Source organism: Deinococcus roseus (assembly GCF_014646895.1).
Classification (GTDB): Bacteria; Deinococcota; Deinococci; order Deinococcales; family Deinococcaceae; genus Deinococcus_C; species Deinococcus_C roseus.
Genome location: NZ_BMOD01000020.1, coordinates 14,354 through 36,500, shown reverse-complemented (window position 1 = coordinate 36,500; position 22,147 = coordinate 14,354). Strand labels below are relative to the sequence as shown.

The 22,147-nt window shown below is 55.9% G+C and carries 19 protein-coding genes; 12 read left to right on the top strand and 7 right to left on the bottom strand.

From position 1 onward, the window contains the following. Nucleotides 1–8 precede the first annotated feature (8 nt). Nucleotides 9–1,166 (bottom strand): acyl-CoA dehydrogenase family protein, encoded by a 1,158-nt coding sequence (locus IEY52_RS19565; protein ID WP_189005763.1) that lies wholly within the window; start codon nt 1,164–1,166, stop codon nt 9–11. Next, the gene (locus IEY52_RS19560; RefSeq protein WP_189005655.1) at nt 1,141–2,301 is read right to left on the bottom strand and encodes a CaiB/BaiF CoA transferase family protein; all 1,161 of its coding nucleotides are present in this window, start codon (nt 2,299–2,301) and stop codon (nt 1,141–1,143) included. The genes IEY52_RS19565 and IEY52_RS19560 overlap by 26 nt, the downstream gene beginning before the upstream one ends. Nucleotides 2,302–2,460: 159 nt before the next feature. Between IEY52_RS19560 and IEY52_RS19555 the strand changes: the two genes are divergently transcribed. Continuing rightward, nucleotides 2,461–3,516, top strand: coding sequence for a dipeptidase (locus IEY52_RS19555; RefSeq protein ID WP_189005653.1), 1,056 nt, complete (start codon nt 2,461–2,463; stop codon nt 3,514–3,516). Nucleotides 3,517–3,633: 117 nt separating this feature from the next. Here the strand turns inward: IEY52_RS19555 and IEY52_RS19550 are convergent, their stop codons facing one another. After that, nucleotides 3,634–4,110, bottom strand: coding sequence for a type III secretion system chaperone family protein (locus IEY52_RS19550; RefSeq protein WP_189005651.1), 477 nt, complete (start codon nt 4,108–4,110; stop codon nt 3,634–3,636). A 314-nt stretch (nt 4,111–4,424) separates the two neighbouring features. Here IEY52_RS19550 and pstS point away from each other — a divergent pair, with 314 nt between their 5' ends. Continuing rightward, nucleotides 4,425–5,453: a phosphate ABC transporter substrate-binding protein PstS gene (gene pstS, locus IEY52_RS19545; RefSeq protein WP_189005649.1), complete on the top strand. Its 1,029-nt coding sequence runs from the start codon at nt 4,425–4,427 to the stop codon at nt 5,451–5,453. Between the two features lie 90 nt (nt 5,454–5,543). Here pstS and IEY52_RS19540 read toward each other — a convergent pair whose 3' ends face one another. Further along, complete coding sequence (locus IEY52_RS19540; protein WP_229684877.1) at nt 5,544–6,506, bottom strand: MBL fold metallo-hydrolase; 963 nt, start codon at nt 6,504–6,506, stop codon at nt 5,544–5,546. A gap of 230 nt (nt 6,507–6,736) precedes the next feature. On the opposite strand from IEY52_RS19540, the gene pstC reads away from it, so the two are divergent. From pstC to IEY52_RS19500, 8 genes are all read left to right on the top strand, one after another. Then, nucleotides 6,737–7,672, top strand: a complete 936-nt coding sequence (gene pstC, locus IEY52_RS19535) for a phosphate ABC transporter permease subunit PstC (RefSeq protein ID WP_189005647.1) — start codon at nt 6,737–6,739, stop codon at nt 7,670–7,672. After that, nucleotides 7,669–8,544 (top strand): phosphate ABC transporter permease PstA, encoded by an 876-nt coding sequence (gene pstA / locus IEY52_RS19530; RefSeq protein ID WP_308425022.1) that lies wholly within the window; start codon nt 7,669–7,671, stop codon nt 8,542–8,544. The genes pstC and pstA overlap by 4 nt, the downstream gene beginning before the upstream one ends. Nucleotides 8,545–8,583: 39 nt before the next feature. After that, nucleotides 8,584–9,342 (top strand): phosphate ABC transporter ATP-binding protein PstB, encoded by a 759-nt coding sequence (pstB, locus tag IEY52_RS19525; RefSeq protein ID WP_189005645.1) that lies wholly within the window; start codon nt 8,584–8,586, stop codon nt 9,340–9,342. Between the two features lie 14 nt (nt 9,343–9,356). Then, nucleotides 9,357–10,025 carry a phosphate signaling complex protein PhoU gene (gene phoU, locus IEY52_RS19520; protein WP_189005643.1) on the top strand — a complete coding sequence of 223 codons (669 nt, stop codon included), beginning with the start codon at nt 9,357–9,359 and terminating at the stop codon, nt 10,023–10,025. 479 nt (nt 10,026–10,504) lie between these two features. After that, nucleotides 10,505–11,092, top strand: coding sequence for an imidazoleglycerol-phosphate dehydratase HisB (gene hisB, locus IEY52_RS19515; protein WP_189005641.1), 588 nt, complete (start codon nt 10,505–10,507; stop codon nt 11,090–11,092). Then, nucleotides 11,089–11,718 carry an imidazole glycerol phosphate synthase subunit HisH gene (gene hisH, locus IEY52_RS19510; protein WP_189005639.1) on the top strand — a complete coding sequence of 210 codons (630 nt, stop codon included), beginning with the start codon at nt 11,089–11,091 and terminating at the stop codon, nt 11,716–11,718. The genes hisB and hisH overlap by 4 nt, the downstream gene beginning before the upstream one ends. A 192-nt stretch (nt 11,719–11,910) precedes the next feature. Beyond that, nucleotides 11,911–14,079 carry a 1,4-alpha-glucan branching protein GlgB gene (gene glgB, locus IEY52_RS19505; RefSeq protein ID WP_189005638.1) on the top strand — a complete coding sequence of 723 codons (2,169 nt, stop codon included), beginning with the start codon at nt 11,911–11,913 and terminating at the stop codon, nt 14,077–14,079. A gap of 78 nt (nt 14,080–14,157) precedes the next feature. Next, on the top strand, nt 14,158–14,397 hold the full coding sequence (locus tag IEY52_RS19500) for a hypothetical protein (protein ID WP_189005636.1): 240 nt from the start codon (nt 14,158–14,160) through the stop codon (nt 14,395–14,397). 3 nt (nt 14,398–14,400) lie between these two features. On the opposite strand, the gene IEY52_RS19495 is transcribed toward IEY52_RS19500, so the two are convergent. Continuing rightward, nucleotides 14,401–15,780 carry an outer membrane protein assembly factor BamB family protein gene (locus IEY52_RS19495; protein WP_189005634.1) on the bottom strand — a complete coding sequence of 460 codons (1,380 nt, stop codon included), beginning with the start codon at nt 15,778–15,780 and terminating at the stop codon, nt 14,401–14,403. 175 nt (nt 15,781–15,955) lie between these two features. On the opposite strand from IEY52_RS19495, the gene IEY52_RS19490 reads away from it, so the two are divergent. Beyond that, a complete protein-coding gene (locus tag IEY52_RS19490; protein WP_189005632.1) occupies nt 15,956–16,492 on the top strand; it encodes a hypothetical protein in 537 nt (178 codons plus the stop codon). Nucleotides 16,493–16,688: 196 nt separating this feature from the next. Here the strand turns inward: IEY52_RS19490 and IEY52_RS19485 are convergent, their stop codons facing one another. Both IEY52_RS19485 and IEY52_RS19480 read right to left on the bottom strand, forming a co-directional pair. Continuing rightward, complete coding sequence (locus tag IEY52_RS19485; protein ID WP_189005630.1) at nt 16,689–19,445, bottom strand: AAA family ATPase; 2,757 nt, start codon at nt 19,443–19,445, stop codon at nt 16,689–16,691. Then, on the bottom strand, nt 19,442–20,617 hold the full coding sequence (locus IEY52_RS19480; RefSeq protein ID WP_189005628.1) for a metallophosphoesterase family protein: 1,176 nt from the start codon (nt 20,615–20,617) through the stop codon (nt 19,442–19,444). The genes IEY52_RS19485 and IEY52_RS19480 overlap by 4 nt, the downstream gene beginning before the upstream one ends. 190 nt (nt 20,618–20,807) lie before the next feature. Between IEY52_RS19480 and IEY52_RS19475 the strand changes: the two genes are divergently transcribed. Then, nucleotides 20,808–22,145 carry a S8 family peptidase gene (locus IEY52_RS19475; protein ID WP_189005626.1) on the top strand — a complete coding sequence of 446 codons (1,338 nt, stop codon included), beginning with the start codon at nt 20,808–20,810 and terminating at the stop codon, nt 22,143–22,145. Nucleotides 22,146–22,147: the final 2 nt, after the last annotated feature.

Genomic DNA, 22,147 nt, shown 5'->3' with positions numbered 1-22,147 from the left:
GCAAAAACTCATTCTAAGGCATTGAGTCCGGTGATTTCGCGGCCCACAATCAGGGTGTGGATGTCATGGGTGCCCTCGTAGGTGTCCACGGTTTCCAGGTTGAGCATGTGGCGAATCACCGGGTACTCGGTGGTGATGCCGTTGCCTCCCAGAATTTCACGGGCCAGACGGGCGCTTTGCAGGGCCACCCGCACATTGTTGCGTTTGGCAATGGAGACCTGACCGAACTTCAGGCGGTTCTGGTCTTTCAATTGCCCGAGGCGCAAAGCCAGCAGCAAACCTTTCTGGTGCTCAGAGAGCATGTACACCAGCTTGTCCTGCACCAGTTGCCTGCTTCCGATGGGTTTGCCAAAAGTCAGGCGGGTTTTGGCGTATTCCAGTGCTGTGGTGTACACGGTTTCCAGTGCGCCCAGCGCACCCCAGGCAATGCCGTAACGGGCCTGGGTCAGGCACATCAGGGGGCTTTTCAGGCCACCAGAGAGGGGCAGCAGGTTCTCTTTTGGAATCCGCACCTCTTCCAGCACGATTTCTCCGGTGGTGCTGGCCCTCAGGCTCATCTTGCTGGTGATTTTGGGGGCAGAGAAACCCGGTGCATCGGTGGGCACAATGAACCCCCGGATGATGTCCTGATCGTCTTTGGCCCACACCACAGCAATGTCTGCAACGGGACTGTTGGTGATCCACATTTTGTTGCCGTTCAGAACGTAAAAGTCTCCGTCCAGTCTGGCACGGGTGCGCATGGCTCCAGGGTCGGATCCCCCATCGGGTTCGGTCAGGCCAAAGCAGCCAATCATGCGTCCAGCGGCCAGTTCTGGCAGGTACTTCTGTTTTTGCTCCTCGCTGCCAAAAGCGAAAATTGGGTACATCACCAGAGCACCCTGCACGCTGGCTGCGGAACGCAATCCTGAATCGATGCGCTCGATCTCGTACATCATCACGCCATAAGCGACATTGGAAACCCCTGCACCGCCGTACTGTTCGGGCAGGTTGGACCCCAGCAAACCCATGCTGCCCAGCTTCTGCATGGTCTCTCTGGGAAAGATCCCCTCGTTCCACCAGTGCTCGATGTGGGGGGAAATTTCACGTTCCAGGAAATCCCGCACGCTGGACTGGATCAGGCGTTCATCGTCTTGCAGCAAATCATGGATGTTCAGGTAATCCAGCATTTTCAAGTTCCTCCAAAATCTCTTCTGTGTGCTGCCCGAGGGTGGGTGGGGCCTGGCGGACCGGGGGATGCATTCCATCCAGTTCCCAGGGCGGGGCTGTGGTTTTCACGGTTCCCAGCGTGTGGTGCGGCACCTCCTGCACCACCCCTCTGGCAGTGATGTGGAGGTCTTCCAGCGCTTCCCGCACATCGTACACCGGGCCGCAAGGGACACCTGCCTGCTGCAGTTTTTCCAGCAGTTCTGCACGGGTCAGGCCTGCGAAACGACGGAGCAATTCGGGCATCAGGGCCTCCCTGTGCTGCACCCGACCTGCATTGCTGGCATGCTGCGCAGTCAGCAAATCTTCAAAAGACAGGGCCTGACAGAACTTCAGCCACAAAGCGTCATTGCCCACTGCCAGATTGAAATGCCCATCTTTGCAGGCAAACATCCCGTAAGGCACGATGGAACGGTGCTCATTGCCCAGACGCTCCGCCACCTCTGAGGCATTCAGGTAGCGGGAAATCTGGTAGGTGCCCAGAGAGAGCATGCCCTCCAGCAGATTCACATCAATTCTGCGTCCCATTCCGGTTTTTTCCCGTTCGTAAAGCACAGCGCAGATGGCCTGGGTCAGCAGGGAACCTGCAAAAACATCTGCCACGGCCACACCCAGTTTCATGGGTTCCCCGTCTGGAGCGCCCGTGTAACTCATCAGGCCACCCATGCCCTGTGCGATCACGTCATACCCACTGAGGCTGGCATAAGGTCCCGTCTGCCCAAACCCGCTGATGGCTGCATAAATCAATCTGGGCTTCAGTGCCTTCAGGGTTTCATACCCCAGACCCAGCTTTTCCATGGTTCCAGGGCGGTAATTTTCCACCAGCACATCACTGCTGGCAATCAGCTTCCGGGCAATCTGCAGGTCCTGAGGGTCTTTGAGGTTCAGGACCACTGAGCGCTTGTTGCGGTTCACACTCAGGAAATAGGTGGCCTCTGTTCCCTTGGCAGGTGGGGTCCAGGAACGGGTGTCGTCTCCCTGGGGCGGCTCAATTTTGATGACATCTGCCCCCAGGTCTCCCAGGAGCATGGTGCAGTAAGGTCCGGTGAGCACCCGTGTGAAATCTGCCACACGGATGCCAGTCAAAGGCAGGTGCATGTGGCAGACATTCTAATCCAGCAAGAGGGGGATCTCAAAACAGAAGCATGCCGAGAGCCCAGAGCCGAGGGCAAAAACACTTCTTTGCAAACCCATGTTCAGCTCACTTCGGGCAAATCGGTTCTGCACAGCAGCCTACCTACTGTGGTATCAATAACCATGTCCGATTTGATTCCCATATTTGATGGTCACAACGATGTGGTGCAAAGGCTGGTCCCTTACCAGAAAGAGGGCGATGATTTCTTGCAGCGCTCAGAGAAGGGCCATCTGGATTTGCCCAGAGCACAGGAAGGCGGCATGATCGGTGGATTTTTTGCCCTCATGGCTTTCCATGACCCGCCCCTCAAAGAGGAAATTGTTTTCAATGCAACGGGGTATGAGGTCAAATTGCCTCCTCCACTGGACCTGCAGACCGCCCAGAAACAGACTTTTGCCCAGCTGAACGCGTTTTACCAGCTGGAACGCAGATCTGAGGGAAAAGTCAAAATTGTCCAGAGCTTTGCAGACCTGCAAAACGGTTTGGAGTCTGGACAGTTCACCATGGTGCTGCATTTTGAAGGGGCAGAAATGATTGACCCAGAGCTGACTGCCCTGGAGGTGTTTTATCGGGCCGGGGTGCGCTCCATTGGACCTGTGTGGAGCAGACCCAATGCTTTTGGACATGGAGTGCCTTTTGCCCATCCTGCATCTCCTGACACAGGAGAAGGTCTGACCGATGCTGGCAAGGAACTGGTGCAGGCCTGCAACAGGCTGGGCATCCTGCTGGATGTGTCCCACCTGAATGAAAAAGGCTTCTGGGATCTGGCCAGAATCACCGATGCTCCCATTGTGGCCACCCATGCCAATGCCCACAGCCTCTGTCCAGCCACACGCAACCTGACGGACCGTCAACTGGCCGCCATCCGGGAATCTGGTGGGCTGGTGGGGGTCAATTTTTCGGTCAGTGAGTTGCGGCCTGATGGGCATTTAGAGGCCAAAACCCCTCTGGATGAACTGGTGCGTCAGGTGGACCATCTGGTGCAGCATCTGGGTCTGGATGGGGTGGCCATCGGGTCTGATTTTGATGGTGCAGTGGTGCCAGAAGCCATCAAGGACGCCTCAGGATTGCAGCATCTGGTGGCCTCCCTGAGGACACATGGTTACGATGATCCTGCCCTGCACAAAATCTGCCATGAGAACTGGTTCAGGATCCTGGAAAAAACCTGGAAATCCTGAACCCGTTTGTCTTTTTTGATCCCATCACCTCTTGAAGGTCACAAGACCCTGGCTGGAAGTTTGGAATGCCCTGCAAATCCTGAAGGCTGATCGCTGACAGGTGATGGCTGATAACTCTTATGCCTGCAGGGTTTTGGGCATGTTGCCCATGTCGTTGATGACCGCATCGGAGACCTCTTCCACAAAGACCTCCAGGGCGTGGTGGAGCAGTTCCAGGTGGTGGTCTTCCATGCCTTCCAGAACGGTGCTGCCCCGTGCTCCCAGCAGAAAGAGCAGTTCGGGTTCGTTCACGTCGTCTTCCCCGCCTTCGTCCTCTTCCATTTCGACAAGATCCAGGTACATGCACCCCACCGAGAATTGCTGGTTGATCAGGTTCAAACCCATCATCACCTCTGCGAGGCTCTCCTCCTGCACAAAAATGTCCAGGGTCAAATCAAAACGGGTGATCAGGTAAGGGGTTTGCTGGGCAATGGCCAGAGCGAGCGTGCCAATGACCGACTCGGTCTGGTAATCCATGGTGATCAACTCGTCCTGCGTTTCCACGTCCCACCCTTTGCGTTTCAGGAAGTCAGCGATGATATCTGTGGGTTGCATATAGGGAGTATACCGAGTTTTGACCCCCAAAAAGATTGGCCGGGCAGACAGAATGTCCGCAAAGCAGGGGCACACAGCTTCATGACGAACCCGCTGATTTTCAGCAAACAACACGCTTGAGGGCTGTTCTGTCAGGAGACACCTGCCATGACCCGAGCGAGAATGTCCAGGATTCTCTGGTTGTCAGATGAATGCCAGGGGAAATTGGCCTTCCATGAGGGCTGTCTGCACCTTTGCTGGCCTGCTCTCTCACCTGACAATTCCATGACCTGACACTGAAAAATCCCTGACAGTGCTTCTTTATGGTGGGAGGCATGAAGAAAGTGCTGATGACCGCAGCTTTACTCGCCACCCCCGCTTTCGCAGTGTCCCTGCAGGGCGCAGGCGCATCTTTCCCCTACCCCCTTTACCTGAAATACTTCTCTGAATACCAGAAAGCCACCGGAACCGAAGTCAGCTACCAGAGCATTGGTTCTGGCGGCGGACAGCGCCAGATCCTGGAGCAAACCGTGGACTTTGGAGCCTCTGACGGCCCCATGAGCGACACCGACCTGGCCAAAGCGCCCGGTGGCAACAAAATCCTGCACATCCCCACCGCTCTGGGTGCAGTGGTGCCCATTTACAACATCCCCGGTGTGGACAGCAGCCTGAAGTTTGATGGCAAAGTGCTGGCAGACATCTTCGCCGGAAAAATCACCAAATGGAACGATGCCGCTCTGGTCAAAGAAAACCCCGAGCTGAAGAACATCACCCTGCCCATCACCATCGCCCGCCGTGCCGATGGCAGCGGAACCACCTTCATCTTCACCGACTACCTCTCCAAGGTCAGCAAAACCTTCGCTGGCAGCGTGGGCAAAGGCACCACCGTGAACTGGCCCCAGGTCAGCATCGGCGGCAAAGGCAACGACGGTGTGGCCTCTGTGGTCAAGCAGACCCCTGGCAGCATCGGTTACGTTGAGCTGATCTTCGCCAAGCAGAACAACATCGACTTTGGCACCGTGAAGAACAAGGCAGGCAAGTACGTCAAAGCCAGCCTGAAAGGTGTGACTGCTGCTGCAGCTTCCAAACCCCTGCCTGCAGACACCCGTGTGAGCATCACCGACGCCACTGGCGCCGACTCCTACCCCATCAGCGGCTACACCTGGATCCTGGTCTATCAGAACCAGGACTACGGCAAAAACACCGAAGAGAAAGCCAGAGCCGTCAAAAACCTGCTGAACTGGATCGTCAACGACGGTCAGAAGTTCAACGAGGGTCTGGGCTACGCTGAGCTGCCCTCCCGCGCCCAGAAGCTGGCCGAAACCCTGATTGGCAGCATCAAGTTCGGCAGCAAGAAACTCTAACCCCCTGCTTTTCGTTTCACCCAAAGCTGTCCCCCCTCCGTCTGGAGGGGGGACAGCTTTGGGTGCGCAGCCCTCACAGGACAGGGGGGTTCAACCCCTCCAGTACCTCCACACCCCATCCACCTGGAACACCTGCAATTTCCCCTGAAACCGCAGGTGTTCCAGGTGTGCAACCACCTCTGCCAGTGCAAAGCGCCGCCCGAAGGTGTCCAGTTCTCTCTGGAACAGCTTGAGGGAGAGGTCGTAGGCGTTCATGGGTTCTGCAAGCAGTTCCAGAATTTCATTCAGCCGCTCGTGGTGGTGCGCTGCAATTTCTCTGGCTCGCCCTGCTGCATTTTCAATGACCGGACCATAGTGCCCGATCACGGTCCTCTGTGGGTTCAGGGTTTCCACCGCTTTGAGGGTGTTGAAGTAGTCGCCCAGGGGGTCTTCGCGGGTGTAAGCGTACCTGCCGATGTTGGGGGTGATGCGTTCCAGAATCACATCTCCGGCAATCAGGAGGGACAGATCTGCATTCCACAGCCCGAGGTGCCCATCTGCGTGTCCGGGCAGCCACAGGACTTCAAATTCGGTGTTTGACAGGGAGATTCTGTCTCCGACCTGCACGGGTGTGACCTGGCCCAGAATCATGCGGTTTCTGGATTTCAGCATGGCGCTGTCCAGGCCGGGCTGACTCTCTACAGGAAGCCCGTGGGACAGCAGGTGCTGGTCGTGTTCGTTTTTCCAGTATTCCCATCTGGACCAGTATTTTTCGCCCCGGTTCACTTCTTCTTGCAGCATCAGGATGGGGGCTCCGTTTTGTTGCTGCAACCAGCCTGCCAGTCCGTAGTGGTCCGGGTGGTGGTGGGTCACAATGATGCGCTCGATGTCCTGAAAACCGAGGTTCAGTTCTGCCAGTCCTGCTTCCAGGGCAGCCAGGGCTTCGGGGGTGTGCAGGGCTGTGTCAATCAGGGTGACGGGGGCAGCCGTGTCGATGAGCACCGTGACAAATTGCATGGGGTAGGGAATCGGAACCCTGAGGGCATGCAGGGTTTCGGTGATGGGAATCAACATGCTGTTCATCATAACCTGTTCTTTTTGAACCGGGGACAATTTTCATGACAATCCACACCTGCATGCCTGATCCCATCCAATGGCAATTCCATGACATGGCATTGAACATCGTCCAGCAAGCTGAAAGCACAGGGTACAACCCCCATCAAATGCAGAGGAGTGATGACGTATCCATGACAAAAAGACAGTCTAATGTGGGCATTGCCCGAGAGGCAGAGGTGACCTGACCCATGCAAAACAGCCGAAAAGTGTTGTCTTCACGCTCCGACCAGTATTTCAAGGGACTGATCCTCCTGCTGGGCGTGGCCATCATCGCCATTTTTGGCCTTTCCCTGTACGAGCTGGTGGTGGGAGGCTGGGACGCCCTGAAAACCTACGGCCTGGGCTTCCTGACCGACACCGTATGGGATGTCCCCAACGAGAAATACGGAGCCCTGACATTCATTGTGGGCACCCTGCTCACCAGTGTGCCTGCCTTGCTGATTGCTGTGCTGCTGGCTGTTCCTGCTGCCATCTTCGTGACCGAGTATGCGCCCAGATGGCTCGCAGAACCCGTCAGCTACCTGATCGAGCTGCTGGCCGCAATTCCCAGCGTGATTTACGGCCTGTGGGCCATTGTGTTTCTGGTGCCCCTGGTGCAGAAACTGCAGATGTGGATCATGACAGACCCCCAGCTGCAAAAAATCAGCTGGCTGGTTGCTGCCCCCACTGGACGCAGTCTGTTCACCGCTGTGATCGTGCTCTCCATCATGGTGATTCCCTACACCGCTTCTGTGGCCCGTGACGTGATCCGTCTGGTGCCTGCAGACCAGCGTGAGGCCGCTTACGCCCTGGGGGCCACCAAATGGGAAGTGATTTCCATGGCCATCCTGCCTTATGCCCGTGCAGGGATTTTCGGCGGGGTGATCCTCAGTCTGGGTCGTGCCCTCGGTGAAACCATGGCCGTGACCATGGTGATCGGCAACAACAACGCCATTCCTGCGGGTCCTTTCAGTGCCACCAACACCATGGCCTCGGTGATTGCCACCCAGTTCCAGGAAGCCACCAGTGACCTGCAACTCTCCAGCCTGCTGGGCATTGGCCTCCTGCTGTTCATCATCAGCGTGATCGTCAATTACCTGGCCCGCCTGATCGTGGCCCGCCTGACCCCGAAAGGAATCAAATGATGTCCTCTGGCGTGCGCTCGAATCCCGTGAAGGGTGGGGGCCTCAGTTCTGGCCGCAGGTTCAAGAACAGCCTGATGGCTGGCCTGATGGTGCTGGCCACCCTGATCGTGCTGACCCCCCTGCTGCTGATTTTCTACTTCCTGATCGTGAACGGCATCCAGAGCATCAACTGGGACACCTTCACCCAGCTTCCCAAACCTGAAGGTGAAACCGGTGGCGGTTTTGCCAACGCCATTGTGGGTTCCGTGATCATTGTGGGCATGGCAACCGTCATGGGCGTCATTGTGGGCATTGGTGGGGGTGTGATGATCTCCGAATACCGCGAACATCCCATGGTCCCCGCTGTGCGTCTGATCAGCGATGTGCTCTCTGGCATTCCTGCCATTGTGATGGGTCTGGTGGCCTACACCCTGATCATTGCCGAATTCAAAACCTTCCGGGGTTTTGCAGCTTCCCTTGCTCTGGGCTTCATCATGATCCCCATTGTGGTCCGCACCACCGAAGAGGTGCTGAAACTGGTGCCCCAGACCGTGCGTGAAGCAGGTCTGGCCCTGGGTCTGCCCAAATGGAGGGTGATTTACAGCATCATCCTGCCTGCAGCCCGCTCTGGAATCATCACGGGTGTGATGCTGGCGATTTCCCGCGTGTCCGGCGAAGCTGCGCCCTTGCTGTTCACGGCACTGGGTTCCCAGTTCTGGCAGCTCAATCCTTTCTCCAGCCTGGGCATGGCTGCCCTCCCCCTGGAGATTTACAACCGGGCAAACAGCCCCTTTCCCAGCTCGCTGCCCCTGGCTTATGCCGCCTCGCTGATTCTGGTGCTGATGGTCTTTGTGACCACCCTGGTCGCCCGGATCGCCACCCGCAAGAAATAGCCTGCTGAGCCCGACTGCTCTGAACCTCAAGGAGTGCCCATGCAACCCATCCTGAATGCTGAAACGGTTTCCATCTACTACGGCCCCAAACGCGCCGTGAACGAAGTCTCCCTGTCCATCCAGCCCAACACCGTGAACGCCCTGATCGGCCCTTCTGGTTGCGGCAAAACCACCTTCCTGCGGGCCATCAACCGCATGCACGATGTGACCCCTGGGGCAAAAGTCACGGGCAAGATCACCCTGGATGGTCAGGACATCTACGCCAGCGAAATCGATCCTGTGGCCGTGCGTCGCCGCATCGGGATGGTGTTCCAGAAGCCCAATCCCTTCCCCACCATGAGCGTGTATGACAATGTGGCCAGTGGCCTCAGGCTCTCCGGGGTGACCAACAAGAGTTACCTGGACCAGATTGTGGAACGCTCCCTGCGTCAGGCTGCACTGTGGGATGAGGTCAAAGACCGCCTGAAAGCCCCTGCAACCGGCCTCTCCGGGGGTCAGCAGCAGCGTCTGTGCATTGCACGCGCCCTGGCCGTGGAACCCGAAATCCTTCTGATGGACGAGCCCACCTCTGCGCTGGACCCTGCCTCCACCTCACGCATCGAGGACCTGCTTGCCACACTGAAGAAAGACGTCACCATCCTGATCGTGACCCACAACATGCAGCAGGCTGCACGGGTCAGCGACACCACCAGCTTCTTTTTAAACGGAGATCTGGTGGAAAACGGAGTCACCGCCGACATCTTCACCAACCCCACAGACGAGCGCACCGAAGCCTACGTGACCGGACGCTTCGGTTAAGGAGGCGTTATACAATGCGCGACCAATTGGAACACAGCATTCAGGACATCAAAGCGGGCTTTTTGCGCATGCTGTCCATCAATCTGGAACAACTGACCCTGGTGCACAAGGGTCTGATCACCAAGAATTTTCACCATTTATCTGAACACGCCAAAAAACTCGATCTGGAAGTGGACCAGCTGGAACACGACCTGGAAACCATGTGCCTGACCGCCATTGCCTTGCACCAGCCGGTGGCTGGAGACCTGCGCTTCATTGTGCTGGTGCTCAAAAGCCTGACTGATGCAGAGCGCATTGGAGACTACGCGGTGCACGTCGCCACCGATCTGGAGCAGGTGGCCGGAACCATCACCTCGGGCTTTTACTCGGACATCCAGCCCCTGGTCACCAAATTGAACGAGATGATGGAAACGCTGGCTTACGCTTTTGCAGAGAAAAGCCTGAGGTCTGTCAAAGACCTGCAGGAAATGGATCTGGAAGTGGATGCTTTTTATGAGCAACTGCAGCGCTCCACACTCACCCGCATCATGGAGGACCTGCGCATGACCTCCTCTGCCCTGAAGCTCACCCGTCTGGCCCGCAGTTTTGAACGCCTGGGGGACCACATGGTCAACATCTCCGAGCGGATTTACTACTGGATCACCGGGAAGGCTTTTGACAAGGCCCTTTCACAGAACCACTGAACAAAAGTTGACAGTAAACAGTTGACAGCCAGCAGAATCCTATTCTGCAATTGATCGCTGACATGGACCCGGTTGCTCGTGAAGCACCGGGTTTTTTCTTGTGGGACATCTGGTACAGAGCAAAGCCCACAAATCACAAGCAGCACATGCCCTTCTTATCACAGGGTGTCACTGGAAAAGAAACAGTTTTTTCAGTCAGAACCTGCCAGATGTCCTGAAAACCGTAAGAGGTTTCGCAATCCAATGGGCAGCTTCTCTGGAATTGAGCATTTCGGGCAACGGCGCTCAGCAGCAAGAAGTTCCCGTGCTGCAAGAGCAACCAGACCATCAAGTTCTTTTTCTGGGGGTTCAAAAGCATCTTGTGACCAAAAAGCACAAGCAGTCGAAATTTCAGCTTTGCCTTTCCAGACACCATTTCAGCGTTTTCAACCCTGTACAGGTTTGCAGTTTAACGGTTGCAAATGGAGTACAGTGTCACTGTGACACGCAGCAGCGAAATTGTACGCAACACCCATGAAACCCAGATCCACATCCGTCTGAACCTCGATGAAGTCCTCGAAGGCCCCCTGAAAACCGGGCATGGCTTTCAGGAACACATGCTTGATCAGGTGCGCAAGCATGGCCGTTTCGGTCTGGTGATTGAGGCCACCGGAGACCTGCATGTGGATGTGCACCATCTGGCAGAAGACGTGGGCATCGCACTCGGACAGGCGTTCAAACAGGCCCTGGGAGACATGAAGGGCATCGAGCGTTATGCAGATGCTTTTGTTCCCATGGACGAAACCCTGGCCCATGTGGTGCTGGATTTCTCGGGCCGTGCCCATCTGGGCTTCGAACCCGAGCGTCTGGATGTGCTCGGGGATTCCAACGGCTACAACATCTTCCACCTCAGGGAGTTTCTGCGGGGGTTCTGCAACCATGCCGGGGTGACTTTGCATGTGCGCCTGCTGTCGGGTCGGGAATCGCACCATGTGATTGAAGCCATCACCAAAGCCTTTTCACGGGCGCTTTATCTGGCCACCCGCATCACCAGCCAGAGCCTGCCCAGCACGAAAGGAGTCCTGTGACCTCAACCCTGCTGGTGGATTATGGAAGCGGCAACCTGCGTTCAGCAGCCAAGGCGCTGGAGCGGGCAGGTTTCGAGGTGAAAGTCTCCTCCACCCCGAAAGATGTGGAAACCGCCCAGTCGATTGTGATTCCGGGCCAGGGCCACTTCGGGCAGGTGATGACGGAATTCAAGGAATCCGGCTTCGAGGGTCCCATCCGGGAAGCCCTGCAAAGCGGCCTCCCCATTCTGGGCATCTGTGTGGGCATGCAACTGCTGTTTGAAGGCTCCGAGGAGTCTCCTGTGGCTGGTCTGGGTTTGTTGCCCGGATTTCTGAAGAAGTTTCCCAGAGGGCACGCGGTTCCCCAGATGCAGTGGAACACCCTGAACCGGGTGGGAGATTGCCCCATTCTGGAAGGCCTGAGTGCAGATGCCATGGCTTACTTTGTGCACAGCTACTACGTGCCCGAAGAAAGCGGCGTACAGAACGGTGCCCTCACCGATTATGGGGTGCCTTTCTGGAGCGTGGTGTCGCAGGGTAACCTGCACGGAACCCAGTTCCACCCGGAGAAGTCCCAGGCTGTGGGCCTGCACATGCTGAAGAACTTCCGGGCTTTTGTGGAAGCCCAGAGCGCTGTTCTGCCCTGAACTCCTGACCTGAACTCCTGACCTGAAGGGTCTGGGAAACTACAGTTTCACCCTTTCTGGCATGGGATATTGCCAGAACACCCACTGTCAGTCTCTGCAAAAAGTGTCCCCTGGTTTTTCCCACGTTCCCTTGCAGGTCCAGCACCTTTTGCACGAAACGATAAATTCAGCACCAAACACAAAGGACACACCATGACTGATCTGGAATTGCTCCAACAGGGACGGCATTACGATCCTTTTCGCTTCCTGGGCCTGCACTTTGACGGGGACCGGGGAAACCTGCGCACCTGGTCTCCTCCAGCCAAAAGCATTGAGGCGGTTTTCCCCAGCGGAAAAACCTACGCCCTGACCCAGCTTGACCCCAGTGGGCTCTTTGAAGCCACAGGCATCGAGCAGGAAGAGAACGCTTCTGCTTACCTGCTGCGCATCACCTACCAGGATGGCAACGTGCAGGACATCCGCGATCCCTACTCTTTCTGGCCAGTGCTCAGCGATTTTGACCTGAGCCTGATCAAGATTGGCGAACAGCACCAGTTGCACAAGAAACTGGGGGCCAATGTCATTGAGCACCAGGGAGTCAAAGGGGTGTCTTTTGCGGTGTGGGCACCCAATGCAGAGCGGGTCAGCGTGGTGGGCAATTTCAACGGCTGGAACGGCCTGCAAAACCCCATGCGCACGCTGGGTGAGTCTGGCATCTGGGAGATCTTCCTGCCTTTCATCGGGCACGGGGAGTACTACAAATTTGAAATCCGTTCCCGTGAAGGCCATGTGTTTTTAAAGAGCGATCCCCTGGCCAAATTTTCTGAAATGCGTCCCGGAACCGCTTCCATTGTGTATGATCTGACACAATTTTCCTGGACCGACAGCGGGTGGGTGCAGAACCGCCAGGAAGACACCCGCAAAGACCCCATCAGCATCTACGAAGTGCACCTGGGTTCCTGGATGGTCGGCGAAAACGGCGAATTCATCAACTACCGCCAGCTGGCCGACAAGCTGGCCGATTACGTGCTGGACCTTGGGTACACCCATGTGGAACTGCTGCCCATCAATGAGCACCCTTTTGATGGGTCCTGGGGCTATCAGGTCACGGGTTATTTTGCCCCCACCAGCCGTTTCGGCACCCCTGACGACTTCAAGCACTTCATGAACCACATGCACGAAAAAGGCATCGGGGTGATCATCGACTGGGTGCCCGGACACTTCCCCAAAGATGCCCACAGCCTGGGTCGCTTTGACGGCACCCCCATCTATGAATACGCAGACCCCCGCAAAGGCGAGCACCTCGACTGGGGCACCTACATCTTTGATTATGGCCGCACCGAGGTGGTCAACTTCCTGCTGTCCAGTGCCCTGTTCTGGATCGAGGAATACCACGTGGATGGCCTGCGCGTGGACGCTGTCGCCAGCATCCTGTACCTGGATTTCTCCCGCCCACACGATGCCTGGATTCCCAACATCTATGGGGGCAACGAGAACCTGGAAGCCATCCACTTCTTAAAGCGCCTGAACGAACTGACCCACCAGTACCACCCTGGCATCCTCACCATGGCCGAAGAGTCCTCTGCTTTTGCAGGGGTGAGCCGTCCGGTGTACGCAGGTGGTCTGGGCTTCGATTACAAATGGGGCATGGGCTGGATGAACGACTCGCTGGCCTACTTCGAGAAAGAATCGGTCTACCGCAAGTTCGAGCACCACAAGATCAGCTTCTTCATGGTCTACGCCTACCACGAAAACTACGTGCTTCCCATCTCCCACGATGAAGTGGTGCACGGCAAGAAGAGCCTGCTGGACAAGATGCCCGGCGACAAATGGCAGAAACACGCCAACCACCGCGCTTTCCTGGCTTACATGTGGACCATGCCCGGCAAGAAACTGCTGTTCCAGGGTCAGGAATTCGGCCAGTGGCAGGAGTGGAGCGAGGCACGCAGTCTGGACTGGAACCTCACCGAATACCCCGAGCACAAAGGCACCCAGCTCTTGATCCGGGACCTCAACCACCTGTACCGCCACCAGAAAGCCCTGCACACCAGCGACTGCATTCCTGGCGGCTTCCAGTGGATCAATGTCTCTGACTCGGACAACAGCGTGTTCAGCTACATCCGCAAAGACCTGGATTCAGACGATCAGGTGATTGTGGTGGCCAACTTCACCCCGGTGGAGCGTTCTGGTTACCGCATTGGGGTGCCTGCTGCCGGTGCTTACCGCGAACTCCTCAACTCTGACGCCGAGGTGTATGGTGGCAGCAACCGGGGCAACCTGGGGCTGGTGTACAGCCAGGACCAGCCTTACAACGGCTTTCATGACAGCCTGGAAATCATGATCCCAGCGCTGGGTGTGATCATCCTCAAAAAAGAAGATTGATCAGGCCAAACAGATTGATCAGGCCAGAAGGAAGGACATGGACTGTCCTTCCTTCTCTTTTTCCAGTAGGCTACTTGCGTGAAATACGTTTCCCTTGGAATTCTGGCTGTCCTGGCCCTGCTGCTGCTGATGCCCCTGCTGGAAGGCCCTCTGGTGCCTTTCTGGGTGGTGCTGGGGCTCCTGTGCCTGCACATGGCAGTGTTGTGGTTCAGGGCCCCCACACCACAGGCCAAACGCGCTCTGATCATCCCCACTCTGCTGGCACTGGGAGTCACAGTGTATCTGGCCTTCAATCCACCACCGCCCGTGGAGCGGTAAAACTCACTTCTTCAGGGCGTTCTGCTGGTCCAGTGGGTTCAGTTTGAACTGCGGCTGGTTGTTCCAGCCCAGTTTCAGGTCTGGTGCAAGGGCTTGCTGCAACTGCAAAAGGTCTTCCAGACGGCCCAGGGGATGGGTGTCCAGAGCAGCAGCCAGCAACCACAAAGCCGCTTTCTTGACTGGCGGACTGAGGGTGGGTTTGGAAGCTTCAGGAACAGTTGGAGTGGCAGGTGCAGATGCCACGGGGGTTGAAGGCACGGGTTTGGGAGGTGTGGTCCCGGTCTGGGTCGGCTTGGAAGGGGCAGACGTTCCAGCCTGGGTGGGTTTGGAAGGTGTGACGGTGCTGGCCACCTGCTGGGGGTTGTTGGTGGTCATGCGGGTGAGAATGTCCCATTCGGCGGTGTTCAGTGTCCTGCCCCAGCCTCCACCCCGATAGCTGGACCAGTGTCCCAGGCTCTGGTTGCCCAGTCCAACCAGCTGGTACAGCATGCCTTTGTTGGTGATCACATAACCGTATCCATTGGCCGTGATGGACACAGGGGTGTCAATTTTGCTGTCCAGTTCCAGTTGCCACTGGATCTCCCCTTTTTCATTGAGGCCATACAGCATCCCTGCATAGTTGCCCACAACGATTTCACCGTTTGAGGTCTGGATGGCCGGGGCTGCAATGGCTTTCTTCAGGTCGGTCTGCCAGGCCAGGGTGCCGTCTTTGTTGAGGGCATACAAATCGCTGTCAAACGAACCCACCACAATCAGGCCCCCTCTGGTGATGATGGGTGAGGCATTCACAAAGAGCTTGGTGGCGTACTTCCACTTGAGGCTGCCGTCTTTGTTGAGTGCATAGATGTTGCGGTCACTGCTGCCAATGTAGATGGTGCCATCCTCATCCAGGGCTGGACTGGAAAACAGGGTGGAATTGGCCTGGAACGTCCATTTGAGCTTGCCTTCTGCCGAGAGGGCGTACAGCTTGCCATCCTGGCTGCCAAAGTAGATGGTTCCGTCCAGCGCCTGGGCAGGACTGGAGTAAATGCCATCTCCAGCACGGTATTCCCAGACTTTCTGTCCGTCTTTGATGGCCACAACCTGGCCTTTGACGCTGGCCGCCACCACCGAATTGTCTGCCCGCAGCAGGGGGGTGGCAAAGAGGTCTCCATCCAGGTTGTAACGCCATTTCAGACGCCCGTCTGGTAAAATGGCCTGGACGTAATCGTTGTATGCTCCAAAGTAAAGCGTGCCATCCATGCCTCTCACACCCGGTGCACGGGCAATGTCGGTGATGGGCACCTCCCAGTTTTTCTGACCCCTGGGGTCCAGATTTTGAATCAGGTTGCCCTTGATGAGCAGCAGAGCAGAACCATCGGGAAGCGCTGTTGGAGCGCTCAAAGCACCAATGTTTTTGCTCCATGAAATGGCTGGTTTGGCAAGGGCAGTTGCTGTGAGGCAGGAAGTGCAGACGAGCATTGCGCTTCCCAGGGAGGTTAATGGTTTCTTTACGCTGAGACGTGGAAGCATATTTCTCACAGTACTAACGAGCATACAGAATATATAATGCAGGTGTATGAAAAAGATTCTCACCATCAGTTTAATGATCGCCTTTGGCAGCGCTTTTGCTCAGACCACCGACACCCCCACTGACACCACCGCGCCTGCCGTCACCGAGACCGCCCCCACCATGGCTCCTGCCCCTGATGTGGCTGTTGCTCCTGCAAGTGCTGAAGAGCATTTCGCCAAGGCACAGGAGCTGGCTGCACAGGCAGAAGTGGCTTACCCCATCCCCTTCTATGACCGCGACCTGTGGAAAGCCGCTGTCACCGAAGCCGATGCTGCAGCCACTGCCGAGCCCGAGCGCGAGTACCTCTCTTACCTGGCCCAGCTTTACACCACCACCCAGTGGTGGATCAGCGGCTACCGCATCTGGGTGGAGCTTGGCGACCTGACCGACGAAGAAAAAGCCTGGGCTGCCGACACCGCTGCTCACCTGGCTTACATGCGTCTGCAACAAAACGACAAAGCCAAGGCACGTGAATACGTGCAACAGGGTCTGGCCTGGATGGAAACCGACAGCCTGAAAGCCCTTGCCAAACGGGTGATGTAAGACTTCACTTCAAACAAAAAAACAGAGGCAACTGCCTCTGTTTTTTTGCTGTCTCTTTTGATTTCAGATGATTTCAACGGTTTTATTTTCTCATGAGTCTTGATCTAAACTTCTTATTTTGATCTTCATCTGTCAGGGCTTAAGCCTTCTTTCAGAAAGCACATCTGCAAACCAATTTTCCAGAATTCAGAAGGATTTAAACTTCGACTTCTTCACTGTCAATCCACACATGACTGCCACTCATGCGCTTTTCCACCACCAGACGGGCAGGCAAACGGGAAGCCAGCGCAGCAACGTGGGTGATCACCCCCACCATGCGACCTGACAGCTGCAGCTTCTCCAGGGCACGGGCCACTGCATCCAGGGCTTGCGGATCCAGGGTGCCAAAACCTTCGTCCAGAAACAGGGCTCCCAGCAGTTTGTTGCCCGCCAGGTAATCGCTGAGGGCAATGGCCAGAGACAGGCTGGCCAGGAACGTCTCTCCTCCTGAAAGGGTGCGAATGGGTCGGGTTTCTCCAGCATTCCAGTGGTCAGAGACCACATATTCCCCTTCCTGCAACAGCAGGGCGTAACGTCCATCGCTGATGTCATGGAGCAGGGTGCCTGCTCCCAGCAAGAGTTGCTCTTCCACCTCCTCCAGCAGGAATTTGGGAAAGCGGTCCAGTTGCAGGTTGCGGGCCAGGGTGTCCCAGGTGTTGAAGGTTTTTTGATGCAGGGCCGCATCCTTGTTGAGGGTGCGCTTGAGGTCCAATCGGCCCTTCAGGGACACGATGTGCGTCTGCAGTTGTCCCAGCCGCACATTGAGGGTTTTCAGGGCCTGGGTGATCTCCAGGTGCTGTGCTTTCTGGCGCTGGTGTTCTTCTGGCTGGTAGCTGCGGCCCGAGAGTTGCTGTTCAAGTTCAGCTTTCTGGGCTTCCAGACGGGCCAGCTGGGTGCGCCAGTGCTCAAGGCTTTGCTGGGCCTGTTGCAGTTGTTCGGGGGTCATGGCGTGACCCAGAACCTCCTGCTGGGTCATGCCCAGCAAAGCCAGGGCTTCTTGCAGGGTGCCCTGAATTTCTGCCCATTCCTGCTCACGCTCTGACAGTTGCTGTTGCTGGCTGTCCAGTTGTGCTGTGAGGGTGGCGTGCTGGGTCTGGGCTGTGCCCAGGGCACGTTGCCGGACCTGAACTTCCTGCTGGATGCGTGCTTTTTCTTGCTGCAGTTGCTTGCTGCGCCGCTCGGGGTCCTGACCAGCACTTTTGTGCAACACCTCCTGGGCCAGCCCTGCCAGCAAATCCTGCATGTGCTGCTGGGGATGTTCCAGGGTCAATCCAGCCTGACGGTTCTGGAACTGGGCTTGCTGTTCCAGCAACCGGGTTTCCCTTTCAGCCAGATATTCCTGGCTTTGCTGGATTCTGGCAGCCAGGGTTTGCAGGTTGGTTTTTTCGGTCTGGTATTCTTCTTTGATGGCTTCCAGGGTTTTTTCAGCCTGCTGGACCTGTTGTTCCAGCATCTGAATGTTTCCCACCGACATCTGGGGCAAGCGGGACACCCTTTGTTCACACACCGGGCAGGGCTCACCCACTTTCAGGTGGGCTTTCAGGTGCATGGCCTGGTGCTGCACCCTGGAGGTTTCCAGTTCGGTTTTCAGGCGGTCATGTTCAGCGCGGGCTTCTTTGCCTTTTGGCACCAGCAATTCCAGTTTCTGCCTGCGAACCTGCAGGTCCTGGTGTTCCTGCTGGATCTGCTGTTTCTGCTGGATGACCTTCTGTTCTTCCTGTCTGAGCTGCCTGGATTCATTTTCCAGCTGGTTTTTGAGTTCCAGCATGCTGCGGGCTGCAAAAAAGTCCTCTTCTGACCAGCTAACCGTGTGGGCTGTTTTCAGGCCCAGGTCTCCCCCGAGTTGTTTCAGGCGGGCAAACAGGCGCTGAGAATCCTGCAATTGCAGCAGTTGCTGGTCCAGTTCAGGCAGTTGCTGGGCCTGTTGCTGGGCTTGCAGGTGGGCTGCTTCAGCCGCTTGCAGGGCCAGGGTGGCCTTTTGCTGGTTCTGAAGCGTTTGCTGGTGGGCCATCTGGCTCTGCTGCAGTCTCAATTCAACAGCCCTGGCCTGCTTGAGCAGGGCCAGCACACCAGACACCGCCTGCGCTGCCTGCACCTTCTGAACCAGTGCAGTCATGTGCTCCTGCTGACCCTGCAACTTCTGGTGCTCTTTCAGGTGAAGCTGCTGTTGTTGATGCAATCTGGACAGTTCTTCTTGCTGGGAAAGCACCTCTGAAAGCGCCTGCTGCAAGGCTTCCTGCTGCTGCAACTGCAGCAGGATGTTTTCCAGTTCTGCTTCCTGGGCTTGCAGCCGCTCTTCGGTGACTTCTGCAAATTCCATGTCCAGACGGTGCTGGATCAGATCATGCTGGGTTCTGGCGGTTCTGGCTCTGTCAGAAGCCATTTTCTGCATGCGGGTGAAGCGATCCAGACCGATCAGTTTGCCCAGCAGTTCCTGTTTTTCACGGCTGTTGCCTTTCAGAAAACGGTCAAACTGACCCTGGGGCAGCAAAATCGCCCGTGTGAACGAATCAAAAGACAGTCCCACCACTTTTTCAATTTCAGACTGGATGTCTTTTTTCTTGTTGCCTTCCACAGCCGTGATGGGCTTGTCGTTCTGGTATTTCGCCAGACGGGTTTCGCTTTCGCTGGCCTTGCGTCCCTTGGACCGCACCACTTCGAAACGCTCTCCTCCCACCTCAAACTCAAAGCGCACCGACATGCTCTGGGCTCCCTGCGAGATCAGGGCATCAAGGCCCTTGGCTCCCAGTCTGGGGGTCTCCCCATAAAGCGCAAAGCAGATGGCATCCAGCAAACTGCTTTTCCCACTTCCAGTGGGTCCCTGAATGGCATACAGGGACAGTTCCGTGAAATCGACTTCGGTGAATTCCCGGAAGCAGGTGAAGTTTTGCAGGGCGAGTTTCAGGGGCTTCAAGGCTCTTCTCCTTCAAGGGTCCATCTGGAGGCTTCCAGAAATGCTTCTTTGACCTCGGCAGGCAAAGCCCCATGGCGCTCCAGATAATACTGCTCAAACAGCTCCACATCGCTGAGGTTGGACCTTCCTGCCGTGCGGGATTTCAGGTCCTGCTGAGAAGCCTCAATTTCGATGGCCAGCGCACTGGGCAGCACTTTCGCCACCCGTTCTTTGAGGCCTGCCGTTCCCATCCCTGCAGGCAATTCCACAATCACCCTGAGGAGACCATCGAAGGCGTTCAGGCTGTCCATCTGCTCGATCTGGTCCAGTTTCACCCGCACGGTTTTCAGGCGTTTGCCACTTTGCAGTGGGATCTGCTGGAACTTGATGGGCCGACCCGGTTCTGCCTCAATCAGGTTCACGTATTTCTGTTCTCCCGCCTCACCAAAATCCAGCTGGATGATGCTGCCTGCATAATAGGCCGGAGGAAGCTCTGAAACCTGCTGTGGTTTGTGGATGTGCCCCAGGGCCACATATTGCAGGGCTTCTGGGAGCATGCGGGCACTGACGGTGTAGCTGTTGGTGATGTCAAAAGTGAAGCTGCGTTCACTGCCAGAAGGCAAACTGCCATCGAAGGTCAGGTGCATCATCAGCATGTTTACGGCATCAGGCCTGAGGTAAGAGGCCATGCGGCGAAGGAAGAAATTCATGCCCTCCTGGTACTTCTGCCTCCACTGGCTGACGTTGCCCTCTGCGATGTCTGCAAGTTTGACCAGCTTGCGCTCTGAAAGAAACGGAAAAGCCAGCACCTGCAACAGGGTTCCATCTCTGGCCTGCACAGGATACACCAGGTCCTGCAAATTGGGGGTCACGTGGGTCACCATGTGGGCACCCACCTGTTTCAGCAAACCCCGGATGCTGCGCAGGCGTTCTGAACTGTCATGGTTCCCTGCAATGGTGACGCTGGGAATGCCTGCCTCACGCAGACCCAGATAGAATTCATAGACCACATCCTCTGCATAAGCGCTGGGATTGACGGTATCAAAAACATCTCCCGACACCAGCACGGCATCTGCTTTGCTGTCTCTGGCGATGGAGAGGATTTCAGAGAGGGCTGCACGGATTTCGGGGGTGCGGTCCATGCCCCGCAACTGGCGTCCAGCATGAAAATCCCCGGTGTGAAGAATGCGCATGATGACCATTGTAGGGTTTTACAGCAGGCAGAATGTGCCCCACATCTGGTGGTCTGTCCCACCAACCTCAACCAACATTTAAGAATCCTAAAGATTTTTTATTACACTTTTTTTACACTCCGGGTCTATAAATGATAAATTCCTGTTAAACTTCTATTAAGAACTTCTTCCATGCGACATGCTCCTGCAGGTGCGCAACAACCGAGGTCCCCTGATGCCCAGACTCTTCCATGTTCCTGCAATAGCGACCTGCTTGCTGACCCTCGCCCTGAGCGCCTGCTCTGTTCACACCCTTCCAGCTTCTGCTGTTCAGCAGGAGCGTTTTGAATACATCACCCAGAAAACCGTCCCAGCTGGTCAAACCCCTGAACAGGTTGCCCAGCAGCTTGGCGGAAAAGTGTCTTTCTGGCATGAAAAAACCCGCACTTTGCTGGTGGGATTCTCTGCACAATCTGCAAAAGTGGGAATCAGCAAACTGTCTGGTTCTGATCTGGAAGAAAATCAGGATGCCTTTGAGATCCCTGAAGATCCTGTGACCATGAATGGTCATGTCTGGGGTCTGGGTCATGTCTGGGGTCTGGGTCATGTCTGGGGTCTGGGTCATGTCTGGGGTCTGGGCAGTTCATGGAGTGACCAGACTTACACCCCATTCCCAGAAAACTCTGCAGTCTGGTCCACCCTTCAGCTTCAGCGTGGTCAGAGCATTGCAACAAACCTGGGTGAAGGCATCACTGTCGCAGTCCTTGACACTGGAGTGGACTTCCAACATCCCGCCTGGGACAGCAACGCTTTCACGCCATCCAATACCTTTAAGGATTTTGTTGGTCATGACCTGAATCCTCAAGAAGAGGGCACCTTTGATCAGCCCGGTTATGGGCATGGAACAGGTGTGGCAGGAATTATGCTGCAGATGGCTCCCAAAACCAAAATTTTGCCCCTCAGGGTGCTGAATGCAGAAGGTCAGGGAGACATCAACACTGTCGCTGCGGCCATTTACCATGCAGTAGATCAGGGTGCCAGAATCATCAATCTGAGCCTGGGCACCAATAAAAAATCCAGTATTTTAGAATCAGCCATCCAATATGCAGAAATCCACAAAGCTTTGATTGTCGCCAGTGCAGGAAATAACAACGTCCAAAAACTGCTTTATCCTTCAGCTTACAGTGAAAATCACAAAAATGTGGTCAGTGTAGGCAGTGTGAGCAACACCCTTCTCAAATCCTCTTTTTCAAACTATCACCAAAAACTGACCCTCACCAGCATCGGTGAAGACATCAGCACCATTGTGCCTGAAGGTTACACCGCTCAGGCATCAGGGACTTCCTTTGCTGCTCCTCAGGTGTCGGGGGCGCTTGCCCTGGCTCTGGCCCTCAATCCAGGATTGGATGGAGAAAAAGCCATCAAATTTTTGGAAGACAGCACCACCAACAACCAATTCCTGAATCCTGTTTTCAACAAGATGCTGGGATCTGGGGTATTGAATGTGGGTCAACTCCTCCAGTTCACCCAGACCCAAAACAACAATTGAAC